Annotated in this window: 17 protein-coding genes; 4 read left to right on the top strand and 13 right to left on the bottom strand. The window is 61.5% G+C overall.

All coding sequences use genetic code 11. The annotated features are described in order from the left end of the window. Positions 1 to 39 precede the first annotated feature (39 nt). Positions 40 to 1,620, bottom strand: a complete 1,581-nt coding sequence (gene peaA / locus AC1RR7_RS00085; RefSeq protein WP_493155620.1) for a quinohemoprotein amine dehydrogenase subunit alpha — start codon at positions 1,618 to 1,620, stop codon at positions 40 to 42. Between the two features lie 371 nt (positions 1,621 to 1,991). On the opposite strand from peaA, the gene AC1RR7_RS00080 reads away from it, so the two are divergent. Next, positions 1,992 to 3,932, top strand: coding sequence for an amidohydrolase (locus AC1RR7_RS00080; protein ID WP_493155618.1), 1,941 nt, complete (start codon positions 1,992 to 1,994; stop codon positions 3,930 to 3,932). Between the two features lie 49 nt (positions 3,933 to 3,981). Here AC1RR7_RS00080 and AC1RR7_RS00075 read toward each other — a convergent pair whose 3' ends face one another. Beyond that, complete coding sequence (locus AC1RR7_RS00075) at positions 3,982 to 4,398, bottom strand: hypothetical protein (RefSeq protein ID WP_493155616.1); 417 nt, start codon at positions 4,396 to 4,398, stop codon at positions 3,982 to 3,984. Positions 4,399 to 4,695: 297 nt separating this feature from the next. On the opposite strand from AC1RR7_RS00075, the gene AC1RR7_RS00070 reads away from it, so the two are divergent. Beyond that, the gene (locus AC1RR7_RS00070; protein WP_096822106.1) at positions 4,696 to 6,186 is read left to right on the top strand and encodes an aldehyde dehydrogenase family protein; all 1,491 of its coding nucleotides are present in this window, start codon (positions 4,696 to 4,698) and stop codon (positions 6,184 to 6,186) included. Between the two features lie 185 nt (positions 6,187 to 6,371). On the opposite strand, the gene qhpG is transcribed toward AC1RR7_RS00070, so the two are convergent. The 7 genes from qhpG to AC1RR7_RS00035 form a co-directional block, all read right to left on the bottom strand. Beyond that, a complete protein-coding gene (gene qhpG, locus AC1RR7_RS00065; protein WP_493155614.1) occupies positions 6,372 to 7,673 on the bottom strand; it encodes a flavin-dependent monooxygenase QhpG in 1,302 nt (433 codons plus the stop codon). Continuing rightward, entirely contained in the window at positions 7,670 to 8,347 is a 678-nt protein-coding gene (gene qhpE, locus AC1RR7_RS00060) for a subtilisin-like serine protease QhpE (protein WP_192558580.1), read from the bottom strand. The genes qhpG and qhpE overlap by 4 nt, the downstream gene beginning before the upstream one ends. Further along, positions 8,337 to 10,055: an ABC transporter ATP-binding protein gene (locus tag AC1RR7_RS00055; RefSeq protein ID WP_493066493.1), complete on the bottom strand. Its 1,719-nt coding sequence runs from the start codon at positions 10,053 to 10,055 to the stop codon at positions 8,337 to 8,339. The genes qhpE and AC1RR7_RS00055 overlap by 11 nt, the downstream gene beginning before the upstream one ends. Beyond that, the gene (locus AC1RR7_RS00050; protein WP_493155612.1) at positions 10,055 to 11,959 is read right to left on the bottom strand and encodes a sigma-54-dependent Fis family transcriptional regulator; all 1,905 of its coding nucleotides are present in this window, start codon (positions 11,957 to 11,959) and stop codon (positions 10,055 to 10,057) included. The genes AC1RR7_RS00055 and AC1RR7_RS00050 overlap by 1 nt, the downstream gene beginning before the upstream one ends. Before the next feature lie 117 nt (positions 11,960 to 12,076). After that, positions 12,077 to 13,102 carry a histone deacetylase family protein gene (locus AC1RR7_RS00045; RefSeq protein WP_493155610.1) on the bottom strand — a complete coding sequence of 342 codons (1,026 nt, stop codon included), beginning with the start codon at positions 13,100 to 13,102 and terminating at the stop codon, positions 12,077 to 12,079. Between the two features lie 3 nt (positions 13,103 to 13,105). Beyond that, positions 13,106 to 14,344, bottom strand: coding sequence for a Zn-dependent hydrolase (locus AC1RR7_RS00040; RefSeq protein ID WP_493155608.1), 1,239 nt, complete (start codon positions 14,342 to 14,344; stop codon positions 13,106 to 13,108). Positions 14,345 to 14,366: 22 nt separating this feature from the next. Further along, positions 14,367 to 15,677, bottom strand: coding sequence for an MFS transporter (locus tag AC1RR7_RS00035; protein WP_493155606.1), 1,311 nt, complete (start codon positions 15,675 to 15,677; stop codon positions 14,367 to 14,369). 162 nt (positions 15,678 to 15,839) lie between these two features. Here AC1RR7_RS00035 and AC1RR7_RS00030 point away from each other — a divergent pair, with 162 nt between their 5' ends. Continuing rightward, positions 15,840 to 16,775: a LysR family transcriptional regulator gene (locus tag AC1RR7_RS00030; protein ID WP_064381135.1), complete on the top strand. Its 936-nt coding sequence runs from the start codon at positions 15,840 to 15,842 to the stop codon at positions 16,773 to 16,775. Here the strand turns inward: AC1RR7_RS00030 and AC1RR7_RS00025 are convergent. Genes AC1RR7_RS00025 through AC1RR7_RS00015 form a run of 3 tightly spaced genes read right to left on the bottom strand, consistent with a single transcriptional unit; the run spans position 16,769 to position 19,748 of the window. Next, entirely contained in the window at positions 16,769 to 17,698 is a 930-nt protein-coding gene (locus tag AC1RR7_RS00025; protein WP_493155604.1) for a 2-hydroxyacid dehydrogenase, read from the bottom strand. The genes AC1RR7_RS00030 and AC1RR7_RS00025 overlap by 7 nt on opposite strands. Next, positions 17,695 to 18,450: a class II aldolase/adducin family protein gene (locus AC1RR7_RS00020; protein WP_096822115.1), complete on the bottom strand. Its 756-nt coding sequence runs from the start codon at positions 18,448 to 18,450 to the stop codon at positions 17,695 to 17,697. The genes AC1RR7_RS00025 and AC1RR7_RS00020 overlap by 4 nt, the downstream gene beginning before the upstream one ends. After that, positions 18,447 to 19,748, bottom strand: coding sequence for an MFS transporter (locus AC1RR7_RS00015; protein ID WP_273539606.1), 1,302 nt, complete (start codon positions 19,746 to 19,748; stop codon positions 18,447 to 18,449). Before AC1RR7_RS00015 ends, AC1RR7_RS00020 begins: the two co-directional genes overlap by 4 nt. Positions 19,749 to 19,892: 144 nt before the next feature. On the opposite strand from AC1RR7_RS00015, the gene AC1RR7_RS00010 reads away from it, so the two are divergent. Further along, the gene (locus AC1RR7_RS00010) at positions 19,893 to 20,852 is read left to right on the top strand and encodes a LysR family transcriptional regulator (RefSeq protein WP_192558589.1); all 960 of its coding nucleotides are present in this window, start codon (positions 19,893 to 19,895) and stop codon (positions 20,850 to 20,852) included. 12 nt (positions 20,853 to 20,864) lie between these two features. Here AC1RR7_RS00010 and mrdA read toward each other — a convergent pair whose 3' ends face one another. Then, positions 20,865 to 22,757: a penicillin-binding protein 2 gene (gene mrdA / locus AC1RR7_RS00005; RefSeq protein ID WP_192558590.1), complete on the bottom strand. Its 1,893-nt coding sequence runs from the start codon at positions 22,755 to 22,757 to the stop codon at positions 20,865 to 20,867. Positions 22,758 to 22,997 lie beyond the last annotated feature (240 nt).

Here is a 22,997-nt window from a genome sequence, read left to right as displayed (position 1 = left end):
CATTCCGAAAAGTGTCTGAATCGCTGCGATCAGTTCAACTCAAGGAATAGGTGGATTGTTCCAGCGTTGCACGGTGACGATCAGATGGCCTTCGCCGGTCAGGGATTTCCCTGCGTCGTCGACGGCGGCGATCACCTTGAGGTTACCGGCATTGTTGGTGGACATCTTGCGTGCCGGATTCGGCCCGGCATCGCCCGGGGTGAACACGCCTGCGTCAGCCTGCATAGTGCCGGCGAACTTGACGTCTTCATCCTCTTTGGCGCGCTCGTCGAAGGCTTCAACTTTCCATTGCGCCGGGAACACGCCGATGCGATACGGCTTGCCGTCGGCGCCCTTGCCCCAGGCTTCGGCATCGAAGCGACCCTGGACTTTCGGCGTCGAACCGCCGCCCTCGCCGATCCGTGCCACCGAGAATTCCGGCACCACTTTGACCGAGGCAATCGTGCTGTACACCGACAGGCTCGGGCCTTTCAGATTGCCGACACTGACCGCGCGCAAGCCCGGCTGGGCATTGGCCGCGGCTTTGACCTTGACCTTGATCCGGTCGGCGTTCTGCTCGACCACTTCAATCACTTCCACGCCTTTGCCGAAGTCCGGTTTGCCGCTCAGACCGCTACCGACCAGCGTCACTTCGGTTTCGCTGCCGGCCTTCACATAACCCGGCTGCACCGCCAGCAAGCGCTGGGAACCCTGTTTGGCGGCAACGAAGTCGAGGCCGCGCTCATCGTGCTCGGCCTCGAACATACGGCCCTGCATGGCGTTGCCTTGTGCAGCGAACACCTGACGCATGGTCACGCCATCAACGGTCACGTTGCCGCGCCATTCGTAGCCGCTGTAGAGGATCGCGTTGCCGTCACCGTTGAACGGGCTGCCATCGGCGTACTGACCTTTGACGGCAACCTTGAAGGTGTCGCTGCCATCGGCCGTGACGGTCATGGTGCCGGCCAGCTCACCCTTGCCCGGCAAGTGGCCGCTGAAGCTCCAGTCGCCGACCAGTGCCTCGGCCTTCGGTCTGGTTTTGATCCAGGCCTGCCACGCCGGGTTGTCCAGCGGATAACGCTTGGCCAGCAGCGGGACCATTTCCTTGCGGGCGATATCGAACCAGTCGCGATCGCGGGCCAACGCCTGATACTCCAGCGACGGCCACTGGCCGAGGTGGAAATTCACCAGGCGTTCCCATTCCTGGGCCGGACGCCGTTGCAGGGCGATCCGCGCACCTGAGTGGCAGCGGCCGCACATCTGCGCGGTTTTCTCGTCGAACTGCTCGACGGTGTTCAGCCGTCGTTCCAGCGCGTAACGCAAGCCATCGGTTTCGCTCGGCGCCAGGCCCTGGGTGTCGGCCAGGTATTTGACCAGCGTACGACGGTCTTCATCGCTGATCTGCAAACCGTGCATGGTCTGCATGCGGGCAATGCTCATCAACCAGCCTTCCGGGGTCTTGCGCTGGTGGCTGATGCGGCTCAACTGGTCGCCGGCTTCAGGGGTGTGACAGCCCTGGCAGGTTTCCTTGAGGATGGTCTGGGCGTCGCGGGCTGCCAGGCTGTGGGGTGAATGCAGGGCCACGCAAGCGGCCACGGCCATCAGACTGGCGCTCATGCCTGATCGGAGTTTTCTCTTCATCAACGTCGAACCTCGCACGGTGCTTTCTTATTGTTGTGGCTTATCGTTTTTATGGTTTCTGCCGTTCGCGGCGATGCACGAACGGAGGCAAGCGAAACGTCTGCCGTGAGCAATACACGGAGCGTGCCAGCTTGCCGATAAGCTGTTCAATCAAGCAGTTACGCGTTCATCAAGGTGTCGCGCCAATCTTTGCGTGGCCTCCCGGCGTCCAATTTCGCGACAGCTGTTGCAGTCTGAGACAAGCACAGTTGCAGCGCCCAAAGCCGGGCGGCCGACGACTGACCGTCCGATATCAAAGTGCCTGCTACGCTTGCTGTTCGCACACTCCGTGCGTCACGCCTCAAACCACCGAAAACCTGAGGAATGGAATCATGGGATCACATGGACAGGGTCAAGGCTGCACCCATTGCGGCTGCGAAAACCCGGTATGGAATACGCTCAGACACACCGTCGACCTTAAAGCCTTCGCAGGCAAGGTCGCCGGCCTGCTACCGGAACCCGGCAGCGAATCGTTGATCTTCACCGGCGGCACCATCTACCCCCTGAAAAACGGCAACATGGATGAGCAGGTCGAAGCGCTGGGCATCCATGGCGGCGATGTGGTTGCCTCGGGCACCCTCGCCCATGTGCAGGAGCGCATGAAGGCCAAGGGCATCAAGTACACAACGCGTTCGCTGGGCGATAAAACGCTGCTGCCGGGTCTGATCGAACCACACATGCACATCGTGCAGTCCTGCGTCATGGATGGATGGGTGAATCTGGGGCCGATCAACGAAGATACTCAGCAGCTGAACAAGCGTTATGACTGGGACACGCTGAAAGAAAAAATCTACGAAAATCTGCCGAAGGACAATACGAGCTGGCTCTTGGGACGGATGGTCGATCCGGCGCTCATGCCGTTCAAAGTAGTGCCTGACGGCAAGAACCAGCTCACCCGTTTCTATTGCAAAAGTGACTTCGATCCGCAGGCCGACAACACTGGCAACCTCGACAGCATTCTCAAAGAAACCCCGTTGCTGATGATCAGCGCCTCGATGCACACCGTTTACCTGAACACACCTGCGTGCAAAGCCGTGTACTTCCACAACAACGCGGCCAGCCAGAAGCTGCGAGACAAATACAAGAGTTTCGACACGTTCCTTGAAGAGACCCAGGGCAACTTGCAGGAAGAGGCCGGCATCACACCAGCCCTGCTCTCGATACCGCTGGCTCAGGCGCTGGACGTGGTGAACATCTTCAAGTACATGAAAGACTACTTCGAGACCGCCTCCAAACGAGGCATCACCTTGTTGTATGACGCCATGGTCGACCCGGTGTCCAAGGTGATTCTGGAAGCCTACGGCCTGACCCATCCGCGCAATGTTCGCGTCGGTTATGCGGCGGCCTGCAACGGTGTGGACTTCAGCAAAATCGAACCCTACAAACCGGTGACCAAGGAAGCGGCCCGGCTGTTTTATCAAGGCTCGGTAAAACTGATATCCGATGGCTCGAACCAGGGGCTGACGGGTTATCAGATCGACGATTACTGCTGCGAGGCCACATCGCCGAAAGGCAACTTCAACTTCTGTGACCCAAGCCCGGCCCCCCAGGACCCGACAACGCTCCCGTCGGCTTATCAGACCACCCTGAACAATGCCATCGGCACTGGCTGGCCATTGATGATTCACGCAAACGGTGACCGCGCCATCGAATTCACCTTGCAGGCCTACAAAAATGCGTTGAACGGCCAGAGCGGCCTGGAAAAACGCCATCGCATCGAACACTGCTCAATGCTGACCAATGACACTCTCGACCAAATGAAGGATCTGGGCATCTCTCCCAGCTTCCTGATCGGTCACGTCGGCTATTGGGGGTATGCGTTCGAACAGGCGATCTTCGAGAAAAAGGCCAGCAAGATGCTCGACCTGTGCCAGGACGCCCTGGACAGAGGCTTGCGCATCTCGTTGCACAGCGATTGCACCGTCACCCCGCTGGGGCCGTTGCGCTCAATGGAACAGGCCGTGACCCGCAAGATGGAAGGCATACGCAACCAGGACGGTACGTTTGTCAAAGAGGCAGCCCGACAACCGGTACTCAACGAAAGCCAGTGCCTGACCCGTCAGCAAGCGCTGAAAGCCATCACCTATGACGCTGCGTGGCAGTGCCATGCCGATGCCTTTACCGGTTCGTTGCAGGATGGGCATTTCGCCGATTTTGTGATTCTCAAAAATGACCCCCTCGACGAACAATACCCGGCCAGCCAAATCCGCAAAATCGTCGTCTGCGAAACCTGGAAAGGTGGGCACAAGGTCTACGACAACCCTGACGTCTGACCGATGATCGCTCGACCCTGCGGTAAACAGGCCGCAGGGTCGGGTTCAATTACTGAGCAGCCGTCTCCGGGACAGGCTTGTCAACCCGCTGTCCCGTTTCGATATCGCGGACCTCGAAATCCCACCGACCGTATCCGGTCTTGCCATCAAGCCCATAGGTACGGCCCGCTGCAAGTTCCATGGTTCTTTCCACCGTCCCGGTATAGCTTTGCTGGGAAAGTTCTCTGCGTACCTCGATGCGATGGATGCCCGGGCCGATGAAGTATTGGGACTGCCGGCTCAACCAGAACCAGGTGCCTTCACCATCGACTCTGACGATCGTTAACGCCGGGTTGATCTGATTGATCGTGGCGATATCCGAAACAGGCTTGCCTTCTGCACTTTCATGGGTGAAGTGGATGCATCCCGACAGCGTCAGGCCCGCCAGCAAAAGCGCCGCAGAACGTAAAATGTTACCAACTCGCATCAATGCCCCCACAGGCCTCTCAATAAAGCGGCATTAAATACGCTATCCCTTGATGAAATTCCACTTTGCCATCATTGATTGAAGGCCCGATGCTGCTGTCAGTCAGCGCCTCAAACCACTGGAAATCAGTATCTTGAGTCTCAGCCGCTGTCGCGAAATGCGACAACCTGAACTCCACAAAGCCCCCTCTTCCCCCTCCATCTCCTTGCACGGCGGGCCTGCGCAGCACGTTCGAGTATCTGGCACAGCCATTGCCAAGACCTGTTCAACGACAACGAACAACAAGAGGTCTTCACCATGCCCCTGCCCTATCTGCTTCCTGCCACCTCGGCTTTCATCCAGCGCCCGCCGCGCATGCTGATCGGCGGCGACTGGGTCGAAGCCGCCGACGGCCAGACCATGCCGCTGCACAACCCGGCCACTGGCGAAGTGTTGTGCGTGGTGCCTCGCGCCACCCCGGAAGATGTCGACCGCGCGGTGCTCGCCGCCCGGCAAGCCTTCGATGATTCGGCCTGGAGTCGCACCCGCCCGCGTGAGCGGCAGAACCTGTTGTGGAAACTCGCCGACCTCATGCAGCGCGACGCCGAACAGCTGGCGCAACTCGAATGCCTGAACAACGGCAAGAGCGCGGCGGTGGCGCAGGTGATGGACGTGCAACTGGCCATCGACTTCCTGCGTTACATGGCCGGCTGGGCGACCAAGATCGAGGGTTCCAGCGTCGAGGTGTCGCTGCCGCTGATGCCCGGCGATCAGTTCCACAGTTTCATTCGCCGCGAAGCGGTGGGCGTGGTCGGCGCCATCGTCGCCTGGAATTTTCCGCTGCTGCTGGCCTGCTGGAAACTCGGCCCGGCGCTGGCCACCGGTTGCACCGTGGTGCTCAAACCGGCCGACGAAACCCCGCTGACCGCGCTGAAACTGGCAGAGCTGGTGCTGGAGGCGGGTTACCCCGAAGGTGTGTTCAACGTGGTCACCGGCACTGGTATCACGGCTGGCTCCGCCCTGACCCACAACCCGCTGGTCGACAAACTGACCTTCACCGGCTCCACCGCTGTCGGCAAGCAGATCGGCAAGATCGCCATGGATTCCATGACCCGGGTCACCTTGGAACTGGGCGGCAAATCACCGACCATCGTCATGGCCGACGCCGACCTGAAAACCGCTGCGGCGGGTGCGGCGAGTGCGATTTTCTTCAACCAGGGCCAGGTCTGCTGCGCAGGCTCCAGGCTGTATGTGCAGCGCAAGCATTTCGACAATGTGGTGGCCGACATCAGCGACATCGCCAATGCCATGAAACTCGGCAACGGCCTCGACCCGAGCGTGGAGATGGGCCCGCTGATTTCTGCGCGCCAGCAGGAACGGGTCTATCGCTACATCGAAATGGGCCGGGAAAGCGGCGCGACCATCGCCTGCGGCGGCGAGCAATTCGGGCCGGGGTTCTTCGTCAAACCGACGGTGATTGTCGATGTCGATCAGCAGCATTCGCTGGTGCAGGAGGAAATCTTCGGGCCGGTGCTGGTGGCGATTCCGTTCGATGACGAAGCCGATGCACTGCGCATGGCCAATGACAGCCCTTACGGCTTGGGCGCGAGCATCTGGTCGAACGACCTGGCGGCGGTGCACCGGATGATTCCACGGATCAAATCGGGGTCGGTGTGGGTCAACTGCCACAGCGCGCTGGATCCGGCGCTGCCGTTTGGCGGCTACAAGATGTCCGGGGTCGGCCGCGAGATGGGGTATGCGGCGATCGAGCATTACACCGAGTTGAAGTCGGTGTTGATCAAGTTGTAGTAGATCAAGATCAAAAACCCACCCTCACCCCAACCCTCTCCCGGGGGGAGAGGGAGCAGACCGAAGTGTGCTGAGCGTTACATCGACCTGAAAGAATGGGTCGATTATGGATTCAAAACCGAGCACTCCGGTCGGCGTCACTTTTCAATATCCCCCAATCAGTCCCCTCTCCCCCTGGGAGAGGGTTAGGGTGAGGGCCGGTATCCCTGACTCAACAACCATCCTCTGATCACACGGCCCTGCTCTTCACTCAACCCCGCCAACACCCGATCCGCCGGCTCATCACGCAAGCGCCGCACCAGCGGAGCCAGCTCCACACCTTGCACATGCCAGATCCCCATCGGCTGATCCGCCGCGATCACCACCTCGGCCTCATCGACAAAACCGTCACGCAGTACTGGCATCCGCTCGATGCGCAGCGCGGCAAAATCCGCTGACGCATGGGCCGCTTCAGCGTCCGGCCATTGCCGCCGCGCCTGCCAGAACGGCCGATCGAGCCAACGTTGTTCATCGGCATAAAAGTCCCGACCGATCCGCGCAAAACGCAAGAACAACTGCTCCACACGCTGCCGGTGAAAACGTTGCGCCAACGCCGCCCGTTCGGGTTTGCGCAACAGCGTGTTGATCACCACCGGCGCCTGCAACGCCGAGGACAGCGACTGAAAAATCCCGTTGCCGGACAGCGGATCCACCGCCATCGCCGCATCGCCCACACGAATCCAGTTTTCACCGCAAACCTGTGGCGCGAGAATCGCCGTGCTGCTGCGGGCGTGCAGTTGCAACTCCGTCTCCACGCCGCCAGCAAAGAACGCTTGAGCAAAATCCGAAGCCTGACGCCGCACGCGGCAGTGATCGAGCAACTGCGCCTTGCCTGGCAACCCGGCGCTGGCCACGTCCACGGTCCATTGCCAATAACATTGGCCGTCGTCCCGCCGGGCCATCCACGCCCAGCCGTCTTCAAGACTTTCCACGGCGCTGGCCGTCACACCCGACGCACCTTGCCAGCGATTGAGCAGGCTGACCGTCTCTGGCCCGCGCAGACCTTTGCCGGACGCCGGCGCCTGTCGCCCCCGGGCCTCCACCAGGAAATCCGCCTCCAGCTTCTGCCCGCCATCGAGTTCGACCCGGTGACCTTCCGCCGAAGACTGAACAATCAGGATTCGCCCTTCAATCACCTCGACCCCGGCTACCCGCAGATCTTCACGCAAGCCGCGATCAAAGGTAGGTCGATCCAGCAGACACTCGATGTTCTGTGCATGTTGCTGGCCGTTCCATGAAACCTGTCGCTGGGACGGCAACGTGGCATTCGCCAAAGAATGATTCAACCCGGCACCGCGCAACGCCTCCAGCACCCGTTGCGACACGCCTTCGAGCGCCGCAAACCGCCGCCATTCGCTGACCAGCGTCACGGCGTAACCCAATCGTCGCAGCCCCAACGCCACCGCCGCGCCAGCCGGCCCGGCACCGAGAATCAGGATCGCAGTCATGGGCCGAAACGCCGTTCAGGGCCGCGATAACGAGCGTGCTGTTTTAGCCAATCGATCACTTCAGCGTTGCTCGCCTGCGGATGCTCCAGCAGATAGCCGGCGATGTGACCGCTCAACGCTGCACAGCCCAGACTGGCCCCGGACTGCCCCGGATAGGTGCCATGCACACACGCGGCAAAATCCGCCTGCGCACTGTCGAGCCATGACCATTGTTCATCGGTGCAACGGGCATCGCCGGTCACCCGCAGCACTTGCGGATAACTCGCCGGAAACACCGCCGCCCCCTGCGCCGGACTCGACGCACACAACAGAACACCACGGGCCACCGCGGCTGCGCAGGCCTCGCGCAACAGGCTGCGATCCTGACGCAAACCCAGGCTCAGATTGATCAGTCGTACGTCCTGCGCGACCAGCCAATCGATGGCCGCAGAAATCTGCAAGGCACTGGTGACGCCGCGCTGATCGAACACCTGGGCCACACACATCTGCGCGGCGGGTGCGCGGCGGCTGATCGCCTCGATCACCGCACTGCCATGGCCAAGCGGATCGTCGCGCAGATCCGATTCCGCCAGTCCGTCCTCCAGCAACGAGAAACGCCGCCCGGCAATCACCTGCACCCGTTGCGCCGCCGAGTGTCCGCTGTCGACCACACCGATACGCAATTCAGGCTTCATGCAGCACCGTTTTCGAAATGAGCACACCGTCGAGCAACTCGAAACGCAGATCGGCATCGGCCAGGGTCGACGGACGATGGCTGATGAGGATCCGTGTGCGCCCGGCAAACAGTCGGTCGATGGCTTCGATCACCTCGCGCTCGGTCGCTTCGTCGACGGCCGAAGTGGCTTCGTCGAGCACCAGAATCAACGGATCCTGCAACAGCGCCCGGGCAATCGCGATGCGCTGTTTCTGCCCACCGGACAATTGCTGACCGCGCTCGCCCAATGGGCTGTCGAGGCCTTCGGGCAGCGAGGCGATCAGGCTGTCGAGTTGCGCCAACCGTGCAACCTCGGCGATGGCTTCGCGGCTGGCGTCCGGCACCGCGTAAGCCAGGTTGTCGGCGAGGCTGCCGCGAAACAGCACGATGTCCTGACTGACCACGGCGATACGTCGGCGCAGCTCGAAAAGTTCAAGTTCACGCAGATCCACCTCACCGAGCAGCACTCGCCCGGACTGCGGATCGTGATGCCGTTGCAGCAGGTCGATCAGCGTTGATTTGCCGACGCCGGATCCGCCGCTCAAGGCGACTTTCAAACCGTAGGGAATCGTCGCCTCGATGCCGCTCAACGTACTTGGGCGACCCGGATGGCTGAAGTGCACCGCGTCGAAACGCAGTTCGCCCGAAGTTGGAAACGGCTTCGGCATGGCCGGCGAAAATACCGTGGGTTCCTCACCACGCAACTCCATGACCCGCCCCAGACTGACGGTCATGCGCTGGATCGCCACGTACAACCCCAACAGGCTCTGCACCGGCCCGACCGCCATCCCCAGATAGGTTGAAAACGCGATCAGCGCACCGAGTTGCCAAGTGCCCTGCACCACCCAATAACCACCGATCAAAAACGCGCAGGCACGGGACAGCGACGTCAACGTGCCGGGCACGGCCTGGGTGAAAAATTCGGTGACCTGCAGGCGCAGCAACTGGTTCATGTAGCCCTGCCCGAGACTTTCCAGACGCCGTGCTTCACGCTGCTGCTGGCCGGCAGACTGGATGAATTTCATCACCGGCAAGGTCTCGACCATGAACGACGACATGTCCGCCGAACGCTCGCGCAACTGCCGCACATCACGCTCGACCTTGCGCCGCATCCAGCGCAGCCACAGCACGTCGAGCGGAATCAGCACCAGCGCCAGCAATGACAGTTTCCACGACAGCGTGAACAACATCGCGATCGCGACCACCAGGCCAATCACACTCGATACCGCCGAGAACAACGAGTCCACGGCAAAGCGCTGAATCTCTGCCACATCGCCGTCGAGCCGCGACATCAGATCGCCGATCCGCCGCTGCCCGTAGAAACTCGGCGACAGTTTTTGCAGATGCCGATAAAGGTCATCGCGCAGGGCAAACAGGATCCGCCCGGACAGCCGCGTGTGCAGATAGCGGTTGATCCCTGACAACGCCGTGCCGAGCAACCCGGCGATGATCATCAGCACCGCAATCAGCACCAGCATCGGGAAATTGCGCGCCAGCAGCCCGTCATCGATCAGCAGTTTGATCAGCCACGGCTGCACCAGCACCAGCAGCGACGCGCATACCGACAGACCGAGCAGGCCGGCAATCGCCAACCGCTGCGGCCGCACGAAACCGTACAACCAGCGCAACGCCGCTTGCAGCGCGGCGGGGTTCTGGCTGTCGATCAGCCGCACGAACAGGCGCTGCATCACGAGCGCAACTGTTTGAGTTTGCGATACAGGGTCGCGCGGCTGATACCGAGGGCGTCGGCGGCGGCCGAGACATTGCCCTGATGGGTGTCGAGGGACTGGCGGATCATCTCCAGTTCGTTTTCGCGAATGCTGCCGGTCTGGGGTTTCTCGGTGGCGCAGAGTTCGTCGAGCATGCTGTCGGGCAGGTGATCGAGGGTCAGCACGGTATCACCGGGTTCGCGCATCGCCAGCGCGGTACGCAGCACCATTTCCAGTTGGCGAATGTTGCCCGGCCAGTGATACGCGCCGAGCAGGCGATTGAGGTCGTCGTGCAGTACAGCATTCGGCGCATCGAGTTTGCTCAGCAGACGAGCGACCAGCGCACTGAAGTCCTCGCGCTCGCGCAAGGCCGGGAGCATCACGCTGATGCCATTGACCCGGTAGAACAGATCCTCGCGAAATTGCTTGTCCTCGACCTGACGCTTGAGGTCGCGGTGGGTGGCGCAGATCAGTGCGACGTCAATGTCCTGCTCTTCCCCGGCACCCAGCGGCGCGACCTTGCGATCCTGCAAAACTCGCAGCAAACGCGCCTGCAAGGCCAGCGGCATGTCGCCGATTTCATCGAGGAACAACGTGCCGCCGTGGGCCTGTTGCAGGCGTCCGATCATGCCGCCACGGCGCGATCCGGTGAACGCACCTTCGCGGTAGCCGAACAGTTCCGACTCAATCAGGCCTTCGGGAATCGCCGCGCAGTTCACGGCCACAAAGGGTTTGTCGCTACGGCTGCCGGCCAGATGCAGCGCGCGGGCGATCACTTCTTTACCGGTGCCGGTTTCGCCGAGCAACAGCACCGGCAGCTCATTGGCCAGTCCTTGCCGCGCCATGCGCAAGGCTCGGGCGTAGCGGGCATTGTTGCCGGCCAGTGCTTCCAGATCCGGTTGCGGTTTGGCGGTTTTCGCCACGCTGCGTGACGGGCCGCCGAGGTTGACCGAGCGCGCCGGGGCCCGCAGGGTCTTGTAGAAAAACTCGCCCTTGGCGGTCTGCACACTGCCGACGCCGCCCTGTTGCAGGCGGGTCAGCAATTGCACGCCATCGACCCCGAGAAACTCTTCGCAACGCTTGCCGACCAGCGCCGAACGCTCGGCCCGCAGCAACTGACAGGCCTGGGCGCTGACCGCCAGAATCTGCCCGCCGAGACTGACCGCCAACAAGCCTTGCCACGGCGATTCCAGATACTGCCGGCGACTGTGGAAGGCGAGGACAATCTGATCGGGAAAACTGTTGTTGAACACCCGGCTCTCGATCTGGCTGACCGCCATGCTCAGCAGCGCGGTGCTGTCATGGACGCGGCCGAGAGGGCCTTCGCGGGTCAGGTCGAGGACGCCGAGAATTTCGCCCTGAGGGCAATGGATCGGCACCGAGGTGCAGGAAAAATCCGTGAGGCGATCGAGGTAATGTTCGCCGCAATCGATCAGCGTCGGCCGCGCTTCCACCAGTGCCGTACCGAGGGCGTTGGTGCCACGAGCGGCTTCGCTCCAGCAGGCGCCGAGGGTGATGTCTTGCAAACCGCTGCCCTTGAGCCGATCAGCACGCCCTTCGACGGCAAGGATGGTGGCGTCGGAATTGGCGAGGATGATCAGGCCTTCCTTGCCCTGACGCTCGGCCAGGTAATCGATGGCCGGTATCGCCGCATCGATCAGCAGGCGATTGCTCGCCAGCAAGACATCGAGGCTGGCACTCGATTCCAGCGCCAGCTCATGCTTGCCATTGAAATGCACGCCGTGGCTCAGGCTGCGCCGCCACGAAGCATCGATCTCCGCACGCAACACGCCATCCGGGACCTGCCCTTCGAGATGGAGTTTTTCCCGGGCCAGCCGGGCTTCGTGGTGAGACTTGGGATCGGTTGTTTTTATTAGAGTCATCAAGCGCTCCGGAGCGGTCCGCTTTGCGCTTTTTTACTTCAGCGCCCTGACGCCAATGTTTACGTTAACGTCAGGGCGATGGCAAGCACCACAGGGCACTTCATCAGGTGGATTGTCTCAGCGCTGCCACACCTCGCCATTCACGAAAAACGCCCGGGCGTTGTCTTCGAGACTTTCCAGGTGATAGCCGCCTTCCTGCACGATCAGGCATGGCAGGCCCAGGCTGCGGATCCGCTCACCCAATGCCGCAAAGCCTTCCCGGGTCACGGCGACTTTGCTTTGCGGGTCCAGCTCATAGATATCGAAGCCCAGCGACAGCACCAGCACTTCGGCGCCGAACTCGCGCACCGCGTTCAATGCGACGTCCAGTTGCCCGAGGAAGTCCGCTTCGCTTGAACCGTGGGCCATCGGCAGGTTGAGGTTGAAGCCCTCCCCCGCACCGCTGCCACGCTCGTCGGCAAACCCGGCGACACCCGGATAGAAGTTGGTCGGATCGCCATGTACCGAGACGTAGAGCACGTCATCACGGTCGTAGAAAATCTCCTGAATGCCCTGGCCGTGGTGCATGTCGGTGTCGAGCACCGCGACTTTGCCGAATTTGTCGCGCAGCACCTGAGCCGCCACCGCCGCGTTGTTCACGTAGCAGAAACCACCCGCCGCTTCGGCCCGGGCATGGTGCCCCGGTGGACGGCACAGCGCGTACGCCGCCGGTTCGCCATCGATCAACGCCTGAGCTCCGGCCACCGCACTTTGCGCCGACCAATAAGCCGAGCGCCAGGTCTGCTCGCCGACCGGGCAACTGCCGTCCGCCAGATAGCGTGCAGCCTGGGCGAGGATGCCGCGCAAGGCGTTGGGCTCGCGGACGAAGATGTTCGACATCACCTCGTCGCCCCAGTCTTCGGGGATTTCCTTCCAGCGCGCATGCGCTTCCTGAAGAAAGGTCAGATACGGCGCGCCATGCACCGCCAGCAACGGTGTGAGGCCGGCGTCGGCGGGTTGCTCGACACTAAAGCCCAGACCGTGGACCGCCTGCACCAAGCGCTGCGCACGTTCCGGGACTTCCTGCGGCGTGCGCATCTGCCCGCGCGAGTAATAGCTGCGTGGATGGTGGAGCAATTGTTCGGGGTGAAAAAAACTGCGCATGGCTCAGACTCCCTGTTCGATTCGACCGGCGCGGGCCAGCACGGTGTTCAGCAATACGTCGGTGCCCTGCTTCACGTCTTCGGGCAGCACGTCTTCGGCTTCGTTATGGCTCAAGCCACCGACGCACGGGATGAACACCATCGCCGTCGGGCAGTAGCGCGCCAGGTGAATCGCGTCATGCCCGGCACCGCTGACAATCGACTGCTGAGCGTAGCCCAGCGCATCCACCGCCTCCTGCACGGCCGCCACACATTCGGCGTCGAACGGCGTGGCCGGACTGATCCAGTGCGGGGTGATCGTCAGGTTCAGACCACGACCGTCGGCGATCGCCTGCAAGCGGGCGCGGACTTGTTGCTCCATGGCGGCGATGGCGTCGTCGCGGTGATGACGCAGATCGACCGTGAAATTCACCAGCCCCGGAATGGTGTTGCGCGAGGATTTGTTGATGCTCAACTCACCGACCGTGGTCAGGCCTTCGGGGGCAAAATCTGCGGCCAGACCTTCAATCGCCTGAATCATCCGCGCCACGCCGTACAAGGCGTCCTTGCGCAGCGGCATCGGCGTGGTGCCGGCGTGGGCGGCCATGCCTTCGACACGCACATCGAGCCAACGGATCGCCTGACCGCCCGTGACCACACCGATGCTTTTGGCGTTGTCTTCGAGGATCGGTCCTTGCTCGATATGCGCTTCAAAATAGGCATCCACCGCGCCGCCCAACGGACGCTCACCGGCGTAACCGGTACGCTGCAAGGCCTCGGCAACGCTGATGCCATCGACATCGCGCACCGCCAGCGCGGCGTTCAGCTCCATGATCCCGGTGAACACTGCCGAGCCGAACATGGCCGGGGTAAAGCGCGCACCCTCTTCGTTGGTCCACACCGCCACTTCCAGCGGTTTGCGGGTCCGGATATTCAGATCGTTGAGGCAACGCACCACTTCCAATCCTGCAAGCACGCCGTAGACGCCGTCGAAACGCCCGCCCTCGGGTTGTGTGTCGAGGTGGCTGCCCATCATCACCGGCGCAGCATCCGGATCGGTGCCGTCGCGACGGGCGAACAGGTTGCCGATGGCGTCCACGCTCAGAGTCATGTCGGCTTCGCGGCACCAGTGGGCGAACAGTTCGCGGCCGGCCTTGTCTTCGGCGCTCAATGCCAGACGGCAGCTGCCGCCTCGGGCTGTCGCACCGATTTCGGCCATGGCCATCAGGCTCGCCCACAGGCGTTCGCCATTGATCTTCAACATGAGGTTCTCCTGAAATTCCGGGTTAGGCACGGGCCATTTCCGCGCGATGGGCACTGGCGTGACGACGGGCGAGGGACAGCACGCAGACCAGCGAAATACCGGCGATCAGGCTGTAGAACATCGCCATCGGCCACCATTGCCCGGTGAACTTGTGCGCCAGCAGCGTGCCGATCAAAGGCGTCAGCCCACCGGCCACCGCACCGCAAATCTGATAGGCCAGCGAGATTGCGGTGTAGCGCACGCGGGTCTCGAACATGCCGCTGACGTAACCGGCGATCACCGCGTAGAACGAGGCCATGCATACCACCGCCAGCGCGATGCCGAGGATGATCAGCGGCGCCTGGGCCGAACTGACCAGCACAAACATCGGATATGGCGAGGCCATCGCCAGCAACGACACGAGACACAGGAAACGCGTCGCGCCGATCTTCTCCGCCGTCCACGCGGCCAGCGGCTGAATGCAGAACTGGATGATCGCGACGAAGAACAGGCATTCGAGAATCAGCGAACGTGGCAGCGCCAGTTGCTGAGTGGTGTAGGCGATCATGAAGGTGTTGGTGAAATACACCCCGGCAATGCCCAGCGTGTTGGCGCCGATGCACAGCAACAGCGGACGCCACGCGGTGCGCAGGACTTCCATTACCGGCGCCTGCTCTTTCTTGATTTGCTTGCTGGCCTGCTCGCGGCTGGCGAGGAATTCCGGTGACTCGTTCACGCCCAGACGAATCGCCAGGCCCACCAGCAGCAACAACGCACTGGCGAGGAACGGCAGGCGCCAGCCCCAGCTCATCAGATCCTCTTCCGGCAAACGGGTCACGGCACTGAAGGCCAGCAGCGACAGAATCAACCCCGCCGGGCTGCCCAGTTGCGCGAATGACGCGAAGAAATTACGCCGGCCCTTCGGCGCGTGCTCGCCAGCCATCAACACCGCCCCGCCCCACTCGCCACCAACGGCAATCCCCTGGACGATGCGCAACAGAATCAGCAGCACCGGCGCCGTCGCGCCGATCTGCGCGTAGGTCGGCAGCAGACCGATGCACACCGTGACCACGCCCATCATCAGCAAGGTGATGATCAGCGATTTCTTGCGGCCGATGCGATCGCCGATATGACCGAAGATGATCCCGCCCAACGGCCGGGCAAAGAAGCCCACGGCGAAGGTGCCGAACGCAGCCATGGTGCTGAACAGTGGATCGTCGGAAGGAAAGAACAGCGCACCGAAGACCAGTGCGGCGGCGGTGGCGTAAATGTAAAAGTCGTACCACTCGATCATGGTGCCGATGAAAGCAGCGGCCGCCGCACGGCGCGGCTGGTTCGAAGCGTGAGGCTTCATGGGTCGGGCTCCTTTGATTGTTTTTCTGGCAGGAGGGAAACGGTCAATCCGAGGCGCTCTGACGGCGCCTGTCGTGGGGTGATTTATCGTCCCGGGGCTATGATTAGTCAATTTTCTATTTATTATTCCGACTATTACCAAACCTTATAATCGAGAGCCGCCATGGCCGAACGTGATGTGCAACGCCTGCTCAACGACCGCCTCGACTGGAACCTGCTGCGCACCTTTCGGGTGATCGGCCAGGAGCTGAGCATCAGCCGCGCCGCCGCGCGCCTGCACCTGACCCAACCGGCGGTGAGCCAGGCGCTCAAGCGTCTTGAGGAACAACTGGGTCGCCAGTTGATCGCCCGACGCGGCCCGCGATTTGCCCTTACCGAAGTCGGTGAGCAAATCTTCGAACTGGCGGGCGAGATCTACGGGCAGATGTCCCAGGTCAGCAGCCTGCTGGAGCAACCGGCCGACGAAGTGATCGGCAAGGTGCGGCTGCTGATCATCAGCCGGATCTTTTCCGAGCGCTTCGATGACTTCCTCGCTGACTTCCATCGGCAATATCCACGGGTCGATCTGGAGGTCGATGTAATGCGCAGTTCGGACATCGTCAGCGCTCTTCAGGAGAAAACCGCGACCCTCGGCCTGAGCCTCAATCGCCGCCCGCAACCGCGTCTGGAACAGCGCCTGTTCCTGCGTCAACGCTATGCATTTTTCTGTGGCAAGCACCACGCGCTGTTCGGTCGACAGGACATTGGCGAAGGCGATTTGCAGCGGGAGAATTTCGTCAGTTTTACCAGCGACCAGATTGGCGGGATGCTCTCGCCACTGACGATTTTTCGTGATCAGCAAGGTTTCAGCGGACGCATCGTTGCCTCATCGCCAAGCCTGGAGGAAGTGCGCCGACTGGTGATCGCCGGGTTCGGTATCGGTTGTTTGCCGGAGCACGTGGTGGCGGCGGACGTCGAGGCCGGATTGCTCTGGCGCCTGCCGCCTCACGAGGGCATTGCCGACGTCGACATTCATCTGCTGTGGAACCGCGAGCAGCGCATGAGCCGTGCCGAAACGCTGTTCATCGAACGCTTGCAAGCCTGCCTGGCGGATCAATAACCGAGCAGTCGATCCGCGCTGTTGATCAGCGGTTCACCGGCATTCAAACGGCGGAAGTTCTCGGCAATCTGCTCGGCGATGCAATCGTGGGAGGCCGCCGAAGCCATGTGCGGGGTGATGGTCACGCCCGGCGTTTTCCACAGCGGATGATCGGCGGGCAGCGGTTCCTGCTCGAAGACATCGAGCAGCGCACCGCGCAGTTTTCCACGGGCCAGGGCCTGTTGCAGATCTTCGATGTTCAGATGCCCACCGCGCCCGACGTTGACCAGCGCCGCGCCGTTGGCCAGCCGTTCGAAGGTCTGGCGATTGAGGATGCCGCGAGTCTCGTGAGTCAGCGGCAACAGGTTGATCAGCAACTCCACGCCGTCGAGAAACGGGTTGAAAGCATCGGTGCCGGCGAAGGTCTGCACGCCCGGCAAATCCTTGCTGCTGCGCGCCCAGCCACGTACGTCGTAACCGGCGGTGGCCAGGTCTTGGGCAATTGCGCTGCCGAGTGAACCGAGCCCCATCACACCGATCCTGAATTGACTGGCCGGGCGTTGCAGCGGTCGCTCCCAATGCTGTTGGTGCTGTTGCTCAAGCACCTGATCGAAGCCGCGATGATAGTGAATCACCGCCCAGCGCACGTACTCGGTCATGCCTTGGCGATGGCCGGGATCGACCACCCGGCACACCGGCAAATCGGGGCACGACGGATCGTGCTCCAAATGATCGATGCCGGCGGCGACCGAGTGAATCACTTGCAGATTGGGCAACGCGGCAAGGCTGCCCGGCAGCGGAAACCAGCACGCCGCGATCTGCGCATTCGCCGCTTGGGGATCGTCGGCCAGCACCGCCGAGAGCTGCGGCGCGCGGCGGGCAAAGGCTTCCTGCAATTGTTTGAGCAACAGCGTGTCGCGTGACATCAGTGCAACGGTGTTCATGACAGATAGGACTCGCGCTGGGATTCGATGAGGGTCAGTGCGGCCTCCCAGGCCAGGTCGATGATGTTGTCCTGCTCGTCGCGGTCAAACTGCTCGGCGGTGTGGGCGCAGACTTCCGGCGACGGGTAATGCAGCTCGCAACCGCCGGCCAGTGCTTGCACTTGCGCCTGGCAGGCACGCTCCAGGAAGTGGATTTCCTGAAACGCCTGGGCCACGCCGGAACCGCCGACCAGCAAGCCGTGATTACGCAGGATCATCGCCCGGTGCGGGCCGAGGTCGGCGATCAAGCGCTCGCGCTCATCCAGCGACAACGCGATGCCTTCGTAGGTGTGATATGCCAGTTTTCCGTAGAACTTCAGCGCGTGCTGACTGATCGGCAGCAGACCTTGCTTCTGCGCGGCGACGGCCATACCCGCAGCGGTGTGGGTGTGAATCACGCAGTTCAGATCCGGCCGCGCCATGTGGATAGCCGAGTGGATCACGAACCCGGCAGCGTTGACCCGATGCCCGGCGTATTCAGGGTCGACAATGCGCCCGTCCTGATCGATGCGCACCAGATCGGAGGCGCGCATGCGGTCGAAGATCACCCCGTAGCGGTTGATCAGGAAATGATGCTCCGGCCCCGGAATCCGCAGGGTGATGTGGGTGTCGATCAGGTCGGTCATGCGAAAGTGCGCGATCAAGCGGTACAGCGCGGCGAGCTCGCAGCGGGCTTGCCATTCGATCGGGTCAATGTGGGCGGGTTTACTCACGAATACACCTCTTTGCTTGTGTGAAGGACGACCGGGTTGGCCCGAAGACGCGCGAGGCCACAGACACCGATCAGGGACAGGGCGGACAGCAGCGTGAAAAACACCGCCAATGGCAGCCATTGCCCGGAAAACTTGCTGGCGAGCAGCGTGCCGATCAGCGGCGTGGTGCCGCCGGCCAAGGCGCAGCTCAACTGGTAGGCGATGGAAATGCCCGAGTAGCGCAGGTGCACCGGGAAGGCCTGGGTCATGTACCCGGCAATCACCGCGTACAGCGCCGACAGGATCACCACCGCGACCGCGATGCCAAGGGTCATCAGCAGAATGTTCTGGGTGCCGACCAACAGGAACATCGGGTACGGCGTGACCATGCACAGCAACGCCACCAGCATCAGGAACCGCCCTTCGCCGATGCGCTCGGCGAGCAGCGCCGACAGCGGTTGCGACAGCAGTTGAATGACCGTCACCAGAAACAGGCAGTCGAGAATGGTCGCCCGTGGGATGCCCTGATATTGGGTGACGTAGGTGATCATGAAGGTGTTGGTGAAAAAGAATCCGGCCGAACCGATGGTCACGGCGGCAGCGGCGAACAGGATCTGCCGCCAGCACTGGCGGATCACATCCTTCACGGGGTATTGGGCGGTTTCGTTATTGTCCCTGGCCTTGGCGAACTCCGGCGATTCATGCACACCGGAACGGATCATCAAACCGACCATCATCAGCACGCCGCTGGCGAGAAACGGCAGACGCCAGCCCCAGGCGAGAAAGTCTTCCGGCGACAGCGATGTCACCAGACGGAACGCGATCAACGCCAGCAGCAAACCCGCAGGGCTGCCGAGTTGGGCGAACGAGGCGTAAAAGGTTTTGCGTTTGGCCGGCGCGTGTTCGCTGGCCATCAACACTGCCCCGCCCCACTCGCCGCCGACGGAGATGCCCTGGATCAGGCGCAACACGATCAGCCCGATGGGTGCCCAGATGCCGACGCTGGCATAACTCGGCAGCAGACCGATGCCAGCGGTGGCCAGGCCCATCAGCGCCATGGTCACCAGCAGCATTTTCTTGCGACCGAGGCGATCGCCCAGATGGCCGAACACCATGCCGGCCATGGGCCGGGCGATGAAGCCGACGGCGAAACTGCCGAACGCGGCGAGCGTGCTGGTGACTGGATCGCTGCTGGGAAAGAACACTTGCCCGAGCACCAGCGCAGCGGCGGTGGCGTAAATGTAGAAATCGTAGAATTCGATGGTCGTGCCAATGAAGGCAGCGGCCGCGGCGCGACGCGGCTGAGCGGTGGTGTGCATGCAAGAACCCTGTGTATTTATAGTTTTGGGCAGGTGTCGAGGCGGCTGACGGTCGCGCTCTGTGGCGCTTGTGGGCTTTATCGCTTCCGTGACAGGATTAGTCAATTTTCAAAAACTTATCTTTACTATTAGCGTGGCTACTGCATGACTTCTTCCTCGAATCCTTGGATCGGCCGGCGTTTTCTCAATGACCGGCTGGACTGGAACCTGCTGCGCACGTATCTGGTGATCGGTCAGGAAGGCAGCATGAGCCGCGCTGCTGCGCGTCTGCACATCACCCAGTCGGCGGTCAGCCAGGCGTTGAAACGCCTCGAAGAACAACTGGATTGTGTGTTGATTGCGCGCAGCGGACGGCGCTTTGATCTGACGGAAACCGGGGAAGAAGTGCTGCGGATTGCGGCGGATATCTACGGCGATATTTCCCGTTTGGGCACCGTGGTCGAGAATCGTCATGACGACGTTGTCGGCAAGATCCGCATCCTCACTGTCAGTGGTGTGCAGGCGCGGCATTACGACGAGTTTCTTGCGGACTTCCACGAAACCCACCCGAAAATCGAGCTGGAAGTCGAGGTGATGGGCAGCTCGAACATCATCAGTTCACTGCTGCAAAAGACTGCTACGGTCGGCGTCGGACTGTGTCGCCTGCCACAGCCTCGGCTGGAGCAGCGGGTACTGTTTCGTGAGCGCTACGCGTACTTTTGCGGGCAACGGCATCGACTGTTCGGGCAGCAGAATCTGACGCTGGAGCAGTTGGCAGCTGAGAACTTTGTCAGCTTCACCAGCGATCAGCTTGGCGGTAATCTGTCGCCGTTGACGCTGTTTCGCGACCAGCAGGGGTTTACCGGCAAAATCGTCGCCTCTTCCACCAGTTTCGAAGAAATATACCGTCTGATCTGTGCGGGGTTCGGGATTGGTTGTTTGCCGATTCACCTGGTTCGACGAGATGTCGAACAGGGCTTGCTGTGGCGCTTGCCGCCGGAGGATGGGGTGGTGGATTTCGATATCCAGCTGCTGTGGAATCGCGAACAGAAGATGACTCAGGCTGAAACGGTGTTCCTCGACAGCTTCCAGCACATGCTCAGCCTGCGTGAGCCTGTGCTGTGAAGCTGTGGCGGATTACACGTGTGGATCGCCCGGTGCCTTGGTCGGCGCCGCGTATTGCGGCTTGAGGTGACCGTCCTGGTCGAGTAGCCAGGCATCCATGATCTGCCGCACCACGGGACCTGCGACTCGGCCACCGGCCTCGCCGTTTTCGATCATCACCGAGATGGCGATTTTCGGATGTTCGGCCGGGGCAAAACCGACGAACAAGGCGTTGTCACGATGGCGCTCGAGGGTTTTCTCGCGGTTGTAACGCTCGCCCTGCTTGATCGCCACCACCTGCGCGGTACCACTCTTGCCGGCGATGCGGTACTGAGCGCCGGCCGCCGCTGCCCGGGCGATACCCCGAGCATCATGCATCACCATCTGCATGCCGTGGTTGACCTGCTCCCAGTCGCGGGGGTCCTTGAGCAGGATGTTCGGCATCGGGTGCTCGTCCACCGGCGGTACACCGTCGACAGTCTTGGCCAGGTGCGGACGATTCCATACACCTTTATTGGCGATCAGTGCCGTGGCCTGAGCCAGTTGCAGCGGCGTGACCTGCATGTAGCCCTGGCCGATGCCGAGGATCACCGTCTCACCGGGGAACCAGGCCTGACGTCGGGTGGCGCGCTTCCAGGCCTGGGAAGGCATCAGGCCGGGAGACTCTTCGAACATGTCCAGCGAGACTTTCTCGCCGAGGCCGAACATCGCCATGTAGTCGTGCAGGCGATCGATGCCGAGCTTGTGCGCCAGGTCGTAGAAGTAGGTGTCGTTGGAACGCATGATCGCTGCGTCCATGTCCACCCAGCCGTCGCCACTGTGGTTCCAGTTGCGGTACTTGTGGTCGAAGTCCGGCAGTTGGTAGTAGCCAGGGTCGAAGACGCGGGTCTGAGGCGTGACCACGCCGGCGTCAAGTCCGGCAATCGCCACTTCAGGCTTGATCGTCGAACCGGGCGCGTACAAACCGCGCAGTACGCGGTTGAACAGCGGCCGGTCGATGGAGTCACGCAGCGCCGAGTATTCCTTGGAGCTGATACCGGTCACGAACAGGTTGGGGTCGAAGCTCGGGTTACTGACCATGGCCAGCACTTCGCCGGTCGATGGATCCAGTGCAACCACCGAACCACGACGATCACCCAATGCAGCTTCGGCGGCTTCCTGGAGCTTGATGTCGAGGCTCAGGACAATGTTTTTGCCGGGAATCGGATCGGTGTGTTTCAGGACCCGCAATACGCGGCCCTGAGCGTTGGTTTCCACTTCCTCGTATCCGACGTGGCCGTGCAGTTGCGGTTCGTAGAAGCGTTCGATGCCAGTCTTGCCGATGGACTGCGTGCCACGGTATTCGACCGAGTCGAGGGTCTTGGATTCTTTTTCGTTGATGCGTCCGACGTAGCCGATCGAGTGTGCGAAGTGCGCCCCGAGCGGGTAGTTACGGACGAACTGCGGTTCGACATCCAGGCCCGGCAGGCGGAACTCGTTGACTGCGAGTACGGCGATCTGTTCTTCGGTCAACTCATAGAACAGCGTTACTGGTGTAAACGGGTGACGCGACTGCTTCATCGCCTTGTCGAACACCGTGCGATCTTCGGCCGGCAGGTGCAGGAGGCTGATGACTTCGTCCAGCTCCTGATTCACATCGGTGGCACGTTCGCGGGTGATGATCAGGTTGTAACTGGGACGGTTGTCGGCCAGCAGCACGCCATTGCGGTCGTAAATCAACCCGCGAGTTGGCGGGATTGGCAGGACATGGACGCGGTTGTTTTCGGAGATGGTCGAGTGGTAGTCGAATTCAACTACTTGCAGGATGTACAGGCGCACCACCAGGGCACAGCTGATCGCGAAGACGAACAAGGCACAGGCGACCAGCCGTTTGTTGACCAGACGCGTCTCTTTTTCGTGATCCTTGATGGGGATTGGTTCAGGCATTTCTGCAGCAACTCGTTGACAAAAAATTGAGCGCCGATCCTTGGGCGTGACATCAGTCCGTTAAAAAACGAGCTGCACCATACCAAAAACCGAGCGGTCATTTCAGAAGGATTTCCCCAATGGTTGCCATCGCGACGGTCGGAAGCCCTTTGAGCACTTTCCCGCGGGCAAAACAAAACCCCAACTGCTTTCGCAATTGGGGTTTCGGAATTTAATCTTGACGATGACCTACTCTCACAT

Source organism: Pseudomonas sp. GW821-FHT11G12, from assembly GCF_058808055.1.
The sequence above is the reverse complement of the archived record's forward strand: the minus strand, read 5'-3'. Positions and strand labels throughout refer to the sequence as shown.

Coding starts and splice junctions, on each gene's coding strand:
- AC1RR7_RS00030 (WP_064381135.1), top strand. CDS start 15,840: ATGGCCGAACGTGATGTGCAACGCCTGCTCAACGACCGCCTCGACTGG.
- AC1RR7_RS00050 (WP_493155612.1), bottom strand. CDS start 11,959: ATGACTCTAATAAAAACAACCGATCCCAAGTCTCACCACGAAGCCCGG.
- AC1RR7_RS00015 (WP_273539606.1), bottom strand. CDS start 19,748: ATGCACACCACCGCTCAGCCGCGTCGCGCCGCGGCCGCTGCCTTCATT.
- AC1RR7_RS00010 (WP_192558589.1), top strand. CDS start 19,893: ATGACTTCTTCCTCGAATCCTTGGATCGGCCGGCGTTTTCTCAATGAC.
- qhpG (WP_493155614.1), bottom strand. CDS start 7,673: ATGACTGCGATCCTGATTCTCGGTGCCGGGCCGGCTGGCGCGGCGGTG.
- AC1RR7_RS00040 (WP_493155608.1), bottom strand. CDS start 14,344: ATGTTGAAGATCAATGGCGAACGCCTGTGGGCGAGCCTGATGGCCATG.
- AC1RR7_RS00055 (WP_493066493.1), bottom strand. CDS start 10,055: ATGCAGCGCCTGTTCGTGCGGCTGATCGACAGCCAGAACCCCGCCGCG.
- mrdA (WP_192558590.1), bottom strand. CDS start 22,757: ATGCCTGAACCAATCCCCATCAAGGATCACGAAAAAGAGACGCGTCTG.
- AC1RR7_RS00080 (WP_493155618.1), top strand. CDS start 1,992: ATGGGATCACATGGACAGGGTCAAGGCTGCACCCATTGCGGCTGCGAA.
- AC1RR7_RS00075 (WP_493155616.1), bottom strand. CDS start 4,398: ATGCGAGTTGGTAACATTTTACGTTCTGCGGCGCTTTTGCTGGCGGGC.
- AC1RR7_RS00045 (WP_493155610.1), bottom strand. CDS start 13,102: ATGCGCAGTTTTTTTCACCCCGAACAATTGCTCCACCATCCACGCAGC.
- AC1RR7_RS00025 (WP_493155604.1), bottom strand. CDS start 17,698: ATGAACACCGTTGCACTGATGTCACGCGACACGCTGTTGCTCAAACAA.
- AC1RR7_RS00070 (WP_096822106.1), top strand. CDS start 4,696: ATGCCCCTGCCCTATCTGCTTCCTGCCACCTCGGCTTTCATCCAGCGC.
- AC1RR7_RS00035 (WP_493155606.1), bottom strand. CDS start 15,677: ATGAAGCCTCACGCTTCGAACCAGCCGCGCCGTGCGGCGGCCGCTGCT.
- qhpE (WP_192558580.1), bottom strand. CDS start 8,347: ATGAAGCCTGAATTGCGTATCGGTGTGGTCGACAGCGGACACTCGGCG.
- peaA (WP_493155620.1), bottom strand. CDS start 1,620: ATGAAGAGAAAACTCCGATCAGGCATGAGCGCCAGTCTGATGGCCGTG.